This window comes from Cytobacillus oceanisediminis 2691, assembly GCF_007678455.1.
Lineage (GTDB): Bacteria > Bacillota > Bacilli > Bacillales > Cytobacillaceae > Mesobacillus > Mesobacillus oceanisediminis_A.
This window is the reverse complement of the sequence record NZ_VEEP01000006.1, coordinates 78,361-92,759: the sequence shown is the minus strand read 5'-3', so window position 1 is coordinate 92,759 and position 14,399 is coordinate 78,361. Positions and strand designations below refer to the sequence as shown.

At 46.4% G+C, this 14,399-nt stretch carries 12 protein-coding genes and 1 pseudogene; all 13 read left to right on the top strand.

The features are described from left to right. Window positions 1–6 precede the first annotated feature (6 nt). The 13 genes and pseudogenes from FS736_RS13160 to FS736_RS13100 all read left to right on the top strand — a co-directional run bounded on the left by FS736_RS13160 (window position 7) and on the right by FS736_RS13100 (window position 14,271). Window positions 7–876, top strand: a complete 870-nt coding sequence (locus FS736_RS13160) for a hypothetical protein (RefSeq protein WP_144477978.1) — start codon at window positions 7–9, stop codon at window positions 874–876. Window positions 877–983: 107 nt separating this feature from the next. After that, window positions 984–2,390 (top strand): MATE family efflux transporter, encoded by a 1,407-nt coding sequence (locus tag FS736_RS13155; RefSeq protein ID WP_186326799.1) that lies wholly within the window; start codon window positions 984–986, stop codon window positions 2,388–2,390. Window positions 2,391–2,501: 111 nt separating this feature from the next. Next, on the top strand, window positions 2,502–2,984 hold the full coding sequence (locus FS736_RS13150; RefSeq protein ID WP_144477974.1) for a hypothetical protein: 483 nt from the start codon (window positions 2,502–2,504) through the stop codon (window positions 2,982–2,984). Further along, on the top strand, window positions 2,971–3,459 hold the full coding sequence (locus FS736_RS13145; protein ID WP_144477972.1) for a hypothetical protein: 489 nt from the start codon (window positions 2,971–2,973) through the stop codon (window positions 3,457–3,459). Before FS736_RS13150 ends, FS736_RS13145 begins: the two co-directional genes overlap by 14 nt. Window positions 3,460–3,532: 73 nt before the next feature. Continuing rightward, on the top strand, window positions 3,533–4,381 hold the full coding sequence (locus FS736_RS13140; RefSeq protein ID WP_144477970.1) for an ABC transporter permease subunit: 849 nt from the start codon (window positions 3,533–3,535) through the stop codon (window positions 4,379–4,381). Further along, window positions 4,378–5,307: a peptide ABC transporter permease gene (locus tag FS736_RS13135; protein WP_144477968.1), complete on the top strand. Its 930-nt coding sequence runs from the start codon at window positions 4,378–4,380 to the stop codon at window positions 5,305–5,307. Before FS736_RS13140 ends, FS736_RS13135 begins: the two co-directional genes overlap by 4 nt. A 213-nt stretch (window positions 5,308–5,520) precedes the next feature. Next, a complete protein-coding gene (locus FS736_RS13130; protein WP_260983596.1) occupies window positions 5,521–7,368 on the top strand; it encodes a GAF domain-containing sensor histidine kinase in 1,848 nt (615 codons plus the stop codon). After that, window positions 7,343–7,999: a response regulator gene (locus FS736_RS13125; RefSeq protein ID WP_144477964.1), complete on the top strand. Its 657-nt coding sequence runs from the start codon at window positions 7,343–7,345 to the stop codon at window positions 7,997–7,999. The genes FS736_RS13130 and FS736_RS13125 overlap by 26 nt, the downstream gene beginning before the upstream one ends. A 156-nt stretch (window positions 8,000–8,155) precedes the next feature. Beyond that, a complete protein-coding gene (locus FS736_RS13120) occupies window positions 8,156–9,583 on the top strand; it encodes a S8 family serine peptidase (RefSeq protein WP_144477962.1) in 1,428 nt (475 codons plus the stop codon). Between the two features lie 304 nt (window positions 9,584–9,887). After that, window positions 9,888–12,347 carry a S8 family serine peptidase gene (locus FS736_RS13115; protein WP_260983595.1) on the top strand — a complete coding sequence of 820 codons (2,460 nt, stop codon included), beginning with the start codon at window positions 9,888–9,890 and terminating at the stop codon, window positions 12,345–12,347. A gap of 121 nt (window positions 12,348–12,468) precedes the next feature. Then, window positions 12,469–13,149 (top strand): HAD family hydrolase, encoded by a 681-nt coding sequence (locus tag FS736_RS13110; protein WP_260983594.1) that lies wholly within the window; start codon window positions 12,469–12,471, stop codon window positions 13,147–13,149. Continuing rightward, window positions 13,142–13,549: pseudogene (locus FS736_RS13105) on the top strand (GNAT family N-acetyltransferase). The gene FS736_RS13110 and the pseudogene FS736_RS13105 overlap by 8 nt, the downstream one beginning before the upstream one ends. Before the next feature lie 146 nt (window positions 13,550–13,695). Then, entirely contained in the window at window positions 13,696–14,271 is a 576-nt protein-coding gene (locus FS736_RS13100; RefSeq protein WP_260983593.1) for a helix-turn-helix domain-containing protein, read from the top strand. Window positions 14,272–14,399: the final 128 nt, after the last annotated feature.

Genomic DNA, 14,399 nt, shown 5'->3' with positions numbered 1-14,399 from the left:
GAGAGGATGAATCGTGAACATGACCATGATAGCCGCCACAGCTCTATGCAGCAGGATGGCTTAACGGGAGAAAACAGATCGGCCGCCGATCACTCTGCCAACCCACATCAGGACAATAGCATGCATGATTCCCATGCAGGCCACCCAGGGGATCACGGTCACGGCCAGCTTTTAGGTGAGCAGCGTGCTGTGAAGGTCGAGGTGGAGTGGAAGTCAAATCCTGAACCGATTGAAAGCAATCAGAAAACGGAGATTATCATTGATATTAAAGATGCATCTGGCAAAGCGCATGAGGTATTTACCACTGTCCATGATAAAGAAATGCATCTCCTGGCTATTAAAAAGGATTTATCGGTATTCCAGCATCTTCACCCTGCTTATCTCGGAAAGGGGAGATTCCAGATTAAAACAACCTTCCCTAAAGCCGGCAGGTATAAACTGTATGCCGATTTCCTGCCGGAAGGGGCAAATCAGCAGCTGGCAACTCATGAACTTGTGGTTACTGGACATGAAGGCGATGAAGAAATCAACGCCGATAAAGTCCTGAGAAAAACGGTAGATGACCTTGAAATCGAACTGATCCTTCCAACGGCCAGGGTGGATGAACCGGTTAAGTTGATTTTCGAATTAAGAGATCATGCGGGAGCTCCTGTTACGGAACTCGAGCCCTATCTTGGTTCTGCAGGGCATGTCGTGATTGTCAGCGAGGATATGAACGAATTCCTTCATGTCCATCCAGCCGATGAAAACACGAAGGGCCCCAGGGTGGAGTATATGACAAGCTTCCCAAGGGAAGGATTGTTCAAGATTTGGGGGCAGTTCAAGTATAAAGGCAAGCTCTATACCGTTTCTTTTGTGATAGAGGTACAGGAGTAAGCCATACTAAAAACGATGCGCACACTTTGATAGTGTGCTTTTGTTTTCATTCCTCAGCAAAGGAGGTTAATGTATTGAAGGATAAGGTCATTGAGGGGAAAATCACCATGCCGCAGACGGATAAAGGCCGGCTGAAAATCATTACTGTACTGGCAATACCGGCAGTCATCGAGAATTTTTTTCAGACGATCCTTGGCTTTGTTGATACATACTTTGTATCTAAAATTGGCCTTGCCGAAGTTTCAGCTGTAGGGGTGACCAATGCGGTCCTTGCCATTTATTTTGCGTTATTCATGGCAATTGGGGTAGCAGCCAATGTCAGGATTGCGAACTTTCTCGGTGCAAACTTGCCGGAAAAAGCAAGGCATATATCACAGCAATCGATCGTTCTTGCTGCTGCTTTTGGAATCATAACGGGTATCATCACATTGATTTTTGCAGAGCCTCTTCTCAAATTGATGGGGATAGAAGCAGAAGTTCTCGAGGCTGGAGCCCTCTATTTCAGGATTGTCGGGATTCCGTCAATCGTGATTAGCTTTATGTTTGTGTTAAGTGCCATTTTGAGGGGAGCAGGGGATACAAAGTCTCCGATGAAGGTCAGTATTGTCATCAATATCATCAATGCCGTTTTGGATTACGTCCTTATTTTCGGATTTTTATTCATACCTGAAATGGGGATTGTCGGTGCCGCGCTGGCAACGGTATTCTCGAGGCTGATCGGCAGCATTGCATTATTCTACTATGTGAATCGTACAGAAACCCTTGCCTTCCGCAAGGATTACTGGAGTATTGACAAGACTCACCTTAAGGAGCTGACAACCCTGGGAGCACCGGCGGCAGGTGAAAGGCTGGTCATGCGCGCAGGACAAATCGTCTATTTCGGCTTCGTCGTTGCGCTCGGGACGAATGCATTTGCAGCCCACCAGATTGCCGGGAATGTAGAGGTCTTTTCTTATATGATTGGCTATGGTTTTGCGACAGCGGCAACCATCCTTGTCGGGCAGCAGATCGGAGCCGGAAATATTGAAGAGGCCAAGCATTACGCGAGGCTTTCGACCTATCTTACTGTTGGCTTCATGACCGTACTCGGTGCGTTGCTCTTCTTTCTTGGTGACTGGGCAGGCAGCTTTTTCACCGAAGATCAGCAGGTTATTGACAATATCGGTACAGCCCTGAAAATCTCGGGAGTTTTCCAGCCATTCCTGGCCGTATTGATGGTGCTGACAGGGGCATTTCAAGGTGCGAATAATACCAAGTTCCCGATGTACCTGACAGGCTTTGGCATGTGGGCAGTGCGCACGGTGCTTGTCTATATCCTTGGAATCAAACTGGGCTGGGGACTAGCAGGAGTCTGGATCGCAATTGGCGCCGATATCGCATTTCGTGCGGTGGTCCTGGCGATTCAGTTCAAAAGAGGGAAATGGATGGCGCTCGAAAAAGCACCAGATCCAGAATCACACTGCCACCCGCAAACTGCAAAAGAAAACATGTCCGCCTGCGCCAATAACTACTGAAAACAAGCATACGGTTCCGGCTGTATGCTGTTTTTAATTCAGGTGATTAGGATGTTTGAAGATGGACAAAGTAAAGAGTGATGAATTGAAATTTATTAAAGGATGTTTATTATGCCTCTCCCACTTTATCTTTCATTGGCAATCCTGGCCATTCTTCATTTATTTTCCATGCGGAGACCGCTGAACCTCTTGCAGAATTCCATTATATATATGGTCATTGTGTTTTTAGCGACCCTTTTCATCACAATAGTACGGATGGAACTGCATTTAATGGAAAAGTCGAGTGGCAATCTGGATTACCTGTCATTTCTGCTTTATCGAAACCTTTTGCTGCCAGCTGTCGTCGTAATTTTTATCAATTATTACCTCCTGAAGGAATCGGGAAAAAACATAGCTTTGCTTTTACCAGCCTTTTTATTCATCCTGGTTGGAATGGATTGGTTTAACGACTATTTTGGAATCATTAAGTTTATCCGCTGGAATCTTTTTTACAGTGGTATTATTAATGCCATATACTTGTTGATCGCCCTTGGAGTCTTGAGGATGCTGCTGAATATCAACGTCCAGGAGAGCAATAAAGATGAAAATTTATGAGGATGCTTTTAACCAGAATGAGTGGTTCATCATTGGCAGCCTCATTGTGCTGCATGGCGCCCTTTGGTTTGCGCCGAAGCTTTTCAATAAGCTGGAAACGATTGCCTACTACTTTTATGGGGTCAATGTTGTCTTGTTTTTCGACCATACCATCAGTGTCAAGCCGTGGGATTTTTATGATGTGAATGATCGCTCCGCCTTTCAGTTCATGGACTTCCTTAGTTACATATCCTATGGGCCATACAGTTATTTCTTTGTTTACTTCTATGAAAAATACAAGATTTCTGGTGTTAAGGTGATTTTTTACGTTTTGATCTGGTCGGCATTTTCAATGCTGATGGAGTGGATTGGGCTCCAGATTGGCTTGCTTCATTATGACAAGGGCTATAAGATGTATTGGTCTTTCCCGATCTATCTTTTTGTTCAAACGCTGCTGCTGGCTTTTTACCGCCTTATTAAAAAGGAGCGCACCTGATGGAAGTTACTGTCATATTTTTTAAAAATTTCATATAATTAGGGAGGAACTCAAATAAAGGGGAAATATTTCGATGATTAAGACAAGTACCACACGTTTGCTCCGCCTTCTGATCCAATACATAACAGGTGTGCTCATTTTCATCTTCATCGGCAGTCTGCCAGTCCTCCTGAGGGATTTGACCTTTGATACGGAAGGATATTTCAAAAGCATAAAGGACCTTGCCATCAAGATTTTCACATTGACTGGCCTGACATACAATGGCCAGCATGAGATGCTGCCGGCGGTGATGGGCCGCTTTTTCTATTCGATGACGACATTGGGCACGGCTCTTATCGCGGCCACAGCTGCGGCGTTCCTGCTGTCCTATTTGCTCGTTCTCTTTTTTGAAAAGCAAAAAGACTATATTCTAAGCTTCATAGAAATCATCCGGTCCGTTCCTGATGTGCTATGGATGTTCCTGCTGCAGGCGGTAGTGATCTGGGTTTTTAAGACCTTTGGCGTGAAATTCGTCCAGACGACTTCGCTTGGAACCGATCACCAGGCTTTCCTGCTGCCGCTGATCAGCCTGAGCCTGCCGCTTTTTCTGTTCCTGACGCAGATTATCGTCCTTAAAATCTTTGAAGAATTGGATCAGCAGTACATTTTGCTGGCAAAAGCAAAAGGCCTGTCGTATTTTTATATGCTGAATGTCCATGTGCTCCGCAATATCAGCCAGGATTTGCAGGGTCACTTCAAGACGATTGTCTGGATGATGCTTTCAACGCTTGTCATGGTTGAATACATATTTAACCTGGACGGTTTGATGCTGTTCAATATCAAGCATATATCCGTCGAACTATTCGTGTTTAGCTGCATTCTATTTTTCACGCCGTTTTTCCTGATTTACAGACTAATAGATTTTAGAAGGTTAACCTTATGAGCAAATTGCTGAAAACGAAGAAATTCATATTTGGAGTATCCTTTTTGACGATTCTTCTGGTCCTGAGCATTTTGAACACCGTTGTGAACGACGGGAAAATCAGGCAGGTTCCTTTCGTCTACAATGAAGATGGAAGCCTGGACGAGGCTCCGCCGTATCCGCCATTTGATGTTTTTGTTTTGGGGTCGGACATGTATGGCTATGATATGCTCCATACGGTCATTGAGGGAGCGAAATATTCAATCGGCATCGTCTTGATTGTCGCTTTTTTAAGGATGGTTTTATCGGTTGTGCTCAGTTATTTCCTTTTCAGGGTCCCGGAACGGATCTTCAAGCTGCTAAAAGCGATTGCCGAGCCTTTGTCATTTTTCCCACAGACGCTGATTGCCTACTTCCTGCTGGCCACGGTCGTCATGTATACGATCAACGGCTTCAATCACCCTTTATGGGTCAGGGTGGTCTATGAATTCATCATTTTGGTATTGATCGCGCTGCCGGCCTTGACTGTCCAGCTGATTGAGCAAAAGCGCCGCATTTGGAAGGAGGAATTCATCGAGTCAGCCATTACACTGGGAGGAAGCAAGCGCCATATCTATTTCAAGCACATCCTTCCGCAGCTTTATGAAGAATGGATATTGATGTTTGGCCAGCAATTCCTGCAGGTGCTTACGCTGCTTGTCCACCTTGGTGTCATGCTCGTCCTCTTCGGCGGGACGATCTTGGGCGAAGGGCCGCCTTCCTCGGTCACCCATGAATGGTCTGGATTGATCGGCCTGAACAAGCGCTTTATGCTTGCATATGAATGGATTGTCTATGTGCCAATCCTGTTTTTCGCCATGACCGCCCTGAGTGTGGCAATGATTAACAAGGCCCTGAGCGACTTTTTCAGCCATAAGGATATGGTAAGGAAGAACAAGGGAGTATAACACTTTTGTACTATAAAAATACCCCGTTTGATGAATAGTCATTTTCCAAAGCTTTTGTCATAATAGTGTTCAACGAAACTCTATATGAGTTTGGCCCATTCATTGGCTAGTGGCACCCCCATTCGGCCAGTGAATGGGTTTTATTTGTAATATAGAACCTGTCGTTATAAAATTAATTAACTGAAAATTCTAAACGCGATAGGGGTGAAACAAGTGAAACAAAAAAGGGAGTGGTATGCGAAGCTGTTCATGAATTCAGTTACACTGCTTGGCTGGGTACTCATCCTTTATTCATTTGTAAAAATAGAATTGCCTGCTGAACCGGTTGTTTTTGCACTTCTGTTCTTATTCCTGCTTATTAGCGAGTACTACCCAATGCCGGTGTGGAGGGGTCATACAGCCATCACATTTCCCGTGGTCTACGTGTTGTTCTTGCTGTATGGATTTTCGTATACTGCGATTGCTTATGCAGCTGCCGTCCTGATCGTGAACATCATCCATAGAAGACCGCTTCGGACGGTTTTGTTCAATCCCGCCCAGCTGGTGCTGAGCTTTTACTCTGCCGCCATGCTTTTGCCTGTAATGGAGCCTTTGCTTGCGATAATTGCACCCGCACCGATTTTCCAGGGAATGCTGGGTTATCTTTTCCTGTTGGCAGTCTATGTACTGGTAAACAATGTGATTGTCGACCTCGTCCTTTTCATCAGGCCGCAGCATTATTCGTTTAAAGTTTGGAAGCAAAAAACGATCACAGAAATGAATAGTGCGGCAATTTCATTGATTTACGGCATTACCCTTTATGTGGTCGGCAGCCAAAACCGCGGTGAAATCGATGTCTTTGCCTACTTCTTCTTTTTCTCGCCGCTTGTCGGGATTTCCCTTTTGAGCGCGACGGTTGCGAGGCTGAAAAGGGAGAAGAACCGATTGAAGCTGCTTTTTTCGATCACCTCCGAGTTGAACCAGATGCTTCCTTCACAGGACTGGCTGTCGGCATTAAGCGGCAGCTTCAACGAATTGATTGGAGCAGAGGCAAGTTCATTATGGATTAAACGGGATGGCGAATGGGAACTTAGCTTCAAAGATGGGAGGACCATATTGAATTGCGAGCTGCCATCAGAGGCGTTTGCTGAATTTGACGGCATGCGCAGTCCTGTTGTCTATAATGACCGCAAAAAAGATGGCGGTGTGGCAGCTGCGTGTTTTGAAGATGACGTGAAGGCGTTCGTCTACTCGCCCCTTGTCATCGAGAATGAAACAATCGGGATGTTCATCGTCGCGAGGAGCCGGACGAAAAGCTTTGAAGACCATGATGTCCAATCAATTGCGACACTGGCCAACCAGCTTGCTGTCATTATCAAAACAAGGATGCTTTTTACTGAAAAGGAAAAGCGGATTGTCCTTGAAGAACGGAACCGGATTGCCCGCGATATCCATGACGGTGTGGCTCAGACTCTTGCCGGGGCGGTCATGAAGCTTGAGACCGCGGGTAAGAAGTTCACGAAAAATCCAGAAGAAACAAGGAAGCTTGTGGACGAAAGTGTCAGCGGCCTCAGGGAAAGCCTGAAGGAGGTCCGCGAGTCGATTTATGCATTGCGTCCATATCCGACGCAGAAAGCGACCCTGGCAGAAGCGATTCTTAGAAAAATCGAAGCTGTCCAGAAGGAATACAAGATGGATATCGAATTCGAGATCAGAGGCAAGGAGCAGGAGCTTAGCCCGATGGTCGAAAAGGTTCTGTTCGACACCTTCCAGGAGAGCCTGCACAATGCCATCAAGCACTCACAGGCAATGAAGGCACAGGTTCTCTTAAGCTATCAAACGGAGCATATCCTTTTGAAAATCAAGGATGAAGGAAAAGGATTCTCGCTGTTCCAGGCAATGCTCAAGGCGAGGAACCAGCCGCATTTCGGCATCCTGCAAATGAACGATGCTGCTGAAAAAATCAACGCTTCCCTGCAGATCGACAGCAAGGAAGGCTCGGGAACGGAAGTGAGCATCACCGTTCCTAGAATGGGAATCGAGGGGGAAAACATACATGATCAGGCTCATGCTAGTGGATGACCATGCTGTACTGCGCGATGGGCTGCGAAACATCCTGTCCGTTGAAGAAGATATCGAAGTCGTCGGTGAAGCTGTTTCCGGGGATGATGCCCTTTTGAAGGTGGAAAATTGTCAGCCGGATATGATTTTGATGGATATCAACATGCCGATGAAAAATGGTGTCGAAGTCACTGGCATTTTAAAAAAGAAATACCCGAATATCAAAATTCTTGTGCTGACGATGCATAGCCACGAGGAATACTTCATGTCCGCAATCCGCGAAGGAGCGGATGGATATTTATTGAAGGACGCGCCATCCGACCAGGTCGTCGAAGCGATCAGGACCGTCGCCCGCGGCGAATCGGTCATTCATCCCTCGATGACCAGGAAACTGCTCGCCTTTCACCAGCAAAAACAAACAGAGCAGGAGGACACGACCCTGACTGAGCGCGAAAAAGAGGTGCTTCTTTGCCTGGTGGAAGGCCTCAGCAACAAAGAAATTGCCGACCGCCTGTTCATCAGCGACAAAACGGTGAAAATCCACGTCAGCAAAATTTTCAAAAAGCTGAACGTCAAGAGCCGTTCACAGGTTGTCATCCATGCTGTCCAGCATCAGCTCGTACCAATCCCGCCGACATCGAGCGGAGTATAAAGAGAGTCCTCATGACGGGGCTCTTTTTCTTTTAGATACTACTTTGGTAGTATCGAAGATTAGTACAGAAGATATCATTTTTTAAACCCAATGCAGAATGGTTTTCGTGTAAATATTGTGGGAATATTAAGGAAAAAATAAGGGGCTGAAAAATTAATGAAGTTAAAAGCTGCATTTTTATCATTTATTCTCACGGCCGCGACAGTCTTTGCTGCGATGGTTCCAGGGACGGCGACTAAGGCAGTTGAGCCTGGTACAGCAGTTGTGGACTCTGAACTGGCGGAAACCCTGCTGAAGAGCATCACGCCGGTCGAAGCAATCGTCACTTTTAATAGTGATGAAGGGGTCCTGCCGGAGCAGGTGAATCTTTTGGAGAAGCTTGGCATCACGAAGGGCCTGACGCTGAACAAATTGCCGATCGCGGGAATTCTCGCGACAAAATCGCAGGTTGATCAGCTTGCTCAAAGTGACCAGGTGGTATCCATCTATTTGAACAAAAAGCTGGAGTACGAAAACGCCAAAGCTACGGATCTCACCGGTGTGGACCAGGTTCGGACAGATGACACAATGAGAAAGCTTAACGGCGGCTTGCCGGTCACTGGAAAGGGAATTGGCGTCGTCATCAATGACAGCGGGGTCGACGGAACGCATCAGGATCTGGAATTCGGCAGCCATCTCGTCCAGAATGTGCTTGGATCCACCAACCTGAATGCACTAAGCACGCTTTTGCCTGTTTCATATGTTGAAAATGTGCCGAACACTGATTCAAGTTCCGGCCATGGCACACATGTAGCTGGTATTGTAGGCGGAACTGGCGAAATGTCTGGCGGGAAATATGAAGGGGTTGCTCCTGGCGCGAACCTGATTGGCTACGGATCAGGCGCAGCGGTCGCAATGCTTGATACTCTTGGCGGATTTGATTATGCGCTGACCCATCAGCAGCAATACAATATACGCGTCATCACGAATTCCTGGGGAGACACGGGTGACGCCGGAACTGACTTTGATCCCTACAATCCTATTAATATCGCAACAAAAAAACTGTACGACAGAGGAATCGTGACGGTTTTCTCTGCAGGGAATTCTGGTCCGGACGCAAAAACGATTTCCGGGAATTACAAGAAGGCACCATGGGCAGTGACCGTTGCAGCCGGGGATAAATCAGGAAAGCTCGCCGACTTTTCATCACGCGGTGAAGAGGGCCGGGGAGGAACCGTCACTGTCGACGGCAAGACATGGAAATGGGTCGATCAGCCGACAGTGACATCACCAGGAGTCGACATCATTTCAACCAGGGTCATCAGCCCCCTCGTGGCGCTTGGAGCAACCTCTGACGCTGAATATATAGAGCCGGCATACCTGCCTTATTACACAACGATGAGCGGAACATCGATGGCCGCACCGCACGTCGCCGGCATCATTGCTCTTATGCTGGAGGCAAACCCGTTGCTGTCACCTTCCGAGGTAAAATCAATCCTTGAAAACACCGCCACAGCAATGCCGGATTACGCTGAGTGGGAAGTCGGCGCCGGTTATGTGAATGCTTATAAAGCGGTAGATGCAGCTTTTAAAATGAAAAAGTGATGATTAGTTGATCTCCCTTGCCGTTGCGAGGGAGATTTTTGCAATGCTGAAGTGAGAAAAAAACTAGCAAATGACGCGCATCTCAATGGAATAGGAAATCAAGATTAACCTGAAAACTACACCGTAATCCAAATTTTGGAAAACCATAAATACATCAGCACTACTCCATCTACAACTTTTGTACGATGCCAAAATAGTCATTCCGGAAATAAAGTTTATAACCTTTGAAGAATAGTTTTGCAGCGGGGATTTCATGATAATTAAGTTAGGAATATTCAAAATTTTTATATAGTGAGAGGAGAATATGATGAAACGTTTTATGTATCTGCTGCTGGCATTCCTGCTGTTTATGCCGTTTTTTGCCGTTCCACAGGGGAAGGCGAGCAGTCTTGCGGTAATTGACCCGCTTGTCACCGAGGCGCTTGACACGGCAAGTTCACTGCAAGTCATTGTCACTTTCAAGGGGGACAGCGCACCAACAAGCTCCCAGCTATCTCTGTTAAAAACGCTCGGAATTGAAACGGGAGTAAGCATGAAGTCCCTGCCGATTGCCGGGGTCATCGCGACAAAGGATCAGATTGAGCAGCTGGCGGCAAATCCGGAAGTTCAATCAATCTATATGAACAAGAAGCTCTCTTACTTCAACGCAGATGCCACAGCGATCACCGGCGTCGATAAAGCGAGGACAGACGACAGCTTCCGGAAAGCAAATGGAGGACTGCCGGTTTCAGGAAAAGGAGTAGGTGTCGTCGTGAACGACAGTGGCGTTGACGGAACGCATAAGGACCACGAATTGGGTAAAAATCTGGTCCAGAATGTAATGGCCCAGACAAATCTGAATGCACTGGCTCCTGGATTGCTGCCAATCAGCTACCAGGAAAATGTCCCCAACACTGACTCGAACTCAGGACATGGTACACATGTTGCCGGAACGGTTGGCGGAACGGGGGCGATGTCAGGCGGCAAATATGAAGGTGCAGCACCTGGCGCTGACCTGATTGGCTATGGCTCAGGAGCGGCATTATTCGTCCTTGATGGCATTGGCGGGTTTGACTATGCGATCACTCACCAATCGCAGTACAATATCCGTGTCATCACGAATTCATGGGGTTCATCAGGTGACTTCGATCCAAATGATCCGATCAATATTGCCAGCAAAAAAGCGCACGACCGCGGCATCACAGTTCTCTTTGCGGCAGGAAATGAAGGTCCCGGGGAGAACACTCATAATCCGTACGCTAAAGCTCCATGGGTCATTTCCGTTGCAGCCGGAGTAAAAGATGGCACACTGGCTGATTTTTCTTCAAGGGGAACAAAGGGTGTCGGCGGTACTTTTACAATGGATGGCGAGGAATGGACATGGAAGGATGAACCGACAGTGACGGCTCCGGGAGTGGATATCGTTTCAACCCGTGTCCTCGCGCCGGTATCAAGCCTGTCAGCCGACCAGGATGCGCAAACAATCGAGACCGCTTACCTGCCTTATTACACAACCATGAGCGGGACCTCAATGGCGACGCCACATGTTGCCGGGATCGTCGCTTTGATGCTCGAAGCGAATCCGCAGTTATCACCGGATGAAATCAAATCCATCCTTGAACAGACCGCTACGAATATGCCAGGCTATGAAACATGGGAGGTCGGTGCAGGTTATGTGAATGCCTATGCAGCCATCGATCAGGCATTCAATGATACTGCCTATGGATCAACCCTGAACTCAACCCAGACATTCTATAGCAATGTTGATTCATCAACGGAGCGAAAGGAATTTTCGGTTGATTATAATCCGCTCACATTTATTTCGGATAACAAATATGAATTCACTGTCGAAGAAGGCATGTCAAGCATTGTGGCAAAAGTAGACGGAGCGGGTCTGATGGAGCAAACGGGCAATCCAATCAACCTGGTGCTGATTGCTCCGGACGGCAAGGAATACAGCTCAGGTGTAAGCCTGCTGTTCCCGCTCTACTATGACCGCACCGTATCGGTCACATCACCTGTACCTGGTGCATGGAAGGCTGAAATCCGCGGGCTTCGCGGGGCAGATGCCAATCCGCTAGGCCTGGCTCTTCCAGAAACGGTAAAAGGAGAGATGGCGTTCACGAAGGTCAGCGGTTTCTCCGGATTGAATGATATTGCCGGACACCCAGCAGCTGAAGCAATTAAAATGGGGGTGGGCGACCGTTTATTTGATGGCTTCTCGAATGGCGCCTTCAAACCTGATGCACTTTTAACAAGAGCTGAGCTGGCAAAATACCTGGTAATGGGAGCAGAAATCAAGCAATCACTCCCAGCAGCCCCAAGTTTCACGGATGTTTCAAGCTCAGACATTCCATTCATTGAAGCAGCAACTGCCAAAGGAGCCTCCTTCCGGGATCAGCAGCATATCCAGAACGGAGTCATTCTTCCTAAAGCAACAGGCAAATTTGCGCCAAAGGATGGCGTGACTCGCGCAGAATTGGCATACTCACTCGTCCAGGCATTGGGCATGCAAAAAGAGGCGGAAGAATTCGATGGCCAGCTGACAGTACAGTATAATGATGAGAGAATTGCCATTTCAGATGCAGCAGAAGTTCCGGAACATCTGAAAGGCTATGTTCAGATGGCGCTGGACCTGAACATCCTCAATGCGAACTTCGCTGTAACACAGGGTCCATACGATTTAAAACCAAAAGTAACAGCAAGCTTCAGCCCAACTGCAAAAAACACACGCGGAGACTTTGCAGTTGCGATGACACGTTACTATAATGCATTTCTGAAATAGGGTAAAATGTGAACAGGCCTAAAATGGTCTGTTCTTTTTTGCATGGGCTAATCCCTGGCAGCGTCCATAGTTCAGAAAGTCATTAAACAAATACGATTCTTTTGAAAGAGGAGGAATTCAGTTGCGGAATATTGAGGCTGTCTTTTTTGATTTGGACGGTACCCTCCTGGACCGTGAAACATCTCTCGTAAAATTTATTGAAGCCCAGTACGACCGCTTTCAAAGTGAATTGCAAGTGATAGACAAACAGGTCTATAAAGAGAGATTCATTGAATTGGATGCCCGCGGATATGTATGGAAGGATAAAGTCTTCAGCCAGCTCTTACAAGAATTCAACATAGCGTCACTGATATGGGAAGAGTTGATGGGAGATTACATAATGAATTTCAAGCATTCGTGCACAGGATTTAATAACCTGAACAAGGTAGTTGGGAAACTTAAGCAAATGGATCTGGGGCTGGGCATCATTTCGAATGGCAAGACTAATTTCCAGATGGACAATATAAAGGCTTTAGGAATTGAGGGTTACTTTGATACCATTCTCATCTCTGAAGCAGTGGGATTGAGGAAACCTGACTTTCGAATCTTCAGGAAGGGGATTGACGCTCTTGGTGTATCAGCATTTGGCAGTATATTTGTAGGTGACCATCCAGAATATGATGTGGCTGCCTCCAAATGTGCCGGGATGATTGGGATTTGGAAGAGTAATGACTATTGGCACAGCGCGGAAGCTGATTTTATCATTAAAGAATTAGAAGAGTTGTTAGGGATCATCGAAAAAGGAGCTGAAAATCATGACTGATTTTAAGGTTACATATCATCCCCCAAGCATTTCAGACTATATCAATCTTCGCCTCGAAGCAGGTTTGAGCGTGAAATCGGAGAAAGCCGCGCGAATCGGACTGAAAAATTCATTATTTGCTGTCACTGTTTATGAACATACCACGCTAGTGGCGATGGGAAGGATCATTGGCGATGGCGGGGCGTTTTTTCAAGTAGTAGATATCGCCGTCAAGCCGGCTTATCAGGGTAAGGGATTGGGAAGACTTGTGATGGAGGAGCTTTGCACATACCTTGAACAACATACATAAGAAGGTTCTTATGTCAGCTTGATTGCGGATTCACCGGCAAATAAGCTGTATGAAAAATTTGGTTTTGACTATACTTATCCTGCTTCCTATGGAATGTATCGTAAGTACTAACAAGTGGTAATGGAAGGAAAATCCTGCGCTAATAATTGTTGGGAAAATTGGTTTTTTACCCCATGTGGTATTCTTCTTGGATTCTAAATGTGTTTTAATTAGCAAAGTGAAAAATAAAGCAGCAGTAATTTTAGATTGAAGGATGGTTGAGATCTAAGATGAAATACGCGCCTGAAGATATACAGCTAATTAAAGACCAGCTTGGCAGCCAATCATTACCTAGCATTGCCAGAAGGCTGAATCGCAGTCTTACAGCCCTTGAAGTGAAGATCACCAGATTGGGACTGTCCCACACGAAATCTTACACGGGAATGCTGACCGCCGGAGAACTGGCAAACATCCTTAAGATAGACCGAAATACCGTGATGCAATGGGTCCTTAATCATGAATTGGATTCCCATCAGCGGATTACCCGCAATAAGAAGAAATTTACCTTCATCAACATTGATGATTTTTGGGCGTGGGCTGAAAGTAAGCGCCATAAAATTGACTTTTCCAAACTAGAGCTTGATGCACTCCCTCCTGAACCGGAGTGGGTGGCAGAAGAGCGTAAAACCGTTCGGCAAGTCACGAATTATAAAGCATGGACGAAAAAAGAAGAGAAGCTCCTGATGGAATTCTACTGCTGCGGCAAGTCGTTGGGCGAAATCTCTGAATTGCTCGGGAGGACGCGAGAATCCATTCGCAAAAAAATCAATAGAGTTATTCATAATAAGCAATGAGAAAAATTGAAAATCCTGGCGACTCAACATTAATCTTGTAATACTTGTAAAATAATAGTATATTTTTCCTATCGAACTATTGTTAAATAGTAACAGATTAGTTGTGAACGTCCCCGGGAGGATTCAGT

Coding starts and splice junctions, on each gene's coding strand:
- FS736_RS13160 (WP_144477978.1), top strand. CDS start 7: ATGAATCGTGAACATGACCATGATAGCCGCCACAGCTCTATGCAGCAG.
- FS736_RS13155 (WP_186326799.1), top strand. CDS start 984: ATGCCGCAGACGGATAAAGGCCGGCTGAAAATCATTACTGTACTGGCA.
- FS736_RS13150 (WP_144477974.1), top strand. CDS start 2,502: ATGCCTCTCCCACTTTATCTTTCATTGGCAATCCTGGCCATTCTTCAT.
- FS736_RS13145 (WP_144477972.1), top strand. CDS start 2,971: ATGAAAATTTATGAGGATGCTTTTAACCAGAATGAGTGGTTCATCATT.
- FS736_RS13140 (WP_144477970.1), top strand. CDS start 3,533: ATGATTAAGACAAGTACCACACGTTTGCTCCGCCTTCTGATCCAATAC.
- FS736_RS13135 (WP_144477968.1), top strand. CDS start 4,378: ATGAGCAAATTGCTGAAAACGAAGAAATTCATATTTGGAGTATCCTTT.
- FS736_RS13125 (WP_144477964.1), top strand. CDS start 7,343: ATGATCAGGCTCATGCTAGTGGATGACCATGCTGTACTGCGCGATGGG.
- FS736_RS13120 (WP_144477962.1), top strand. CDS start 8,156: ATGAAGTTAAAAGCTGCATTTTTATCATTTATTCTCACGGCCGCGACA.
- FS736_RS13115 (WP_260983595.1), top strand. CDS start 9,888: ATGATGAAACGTTTTATGTATCTGCTGCTGGCATTCCTGCTGTTTATG.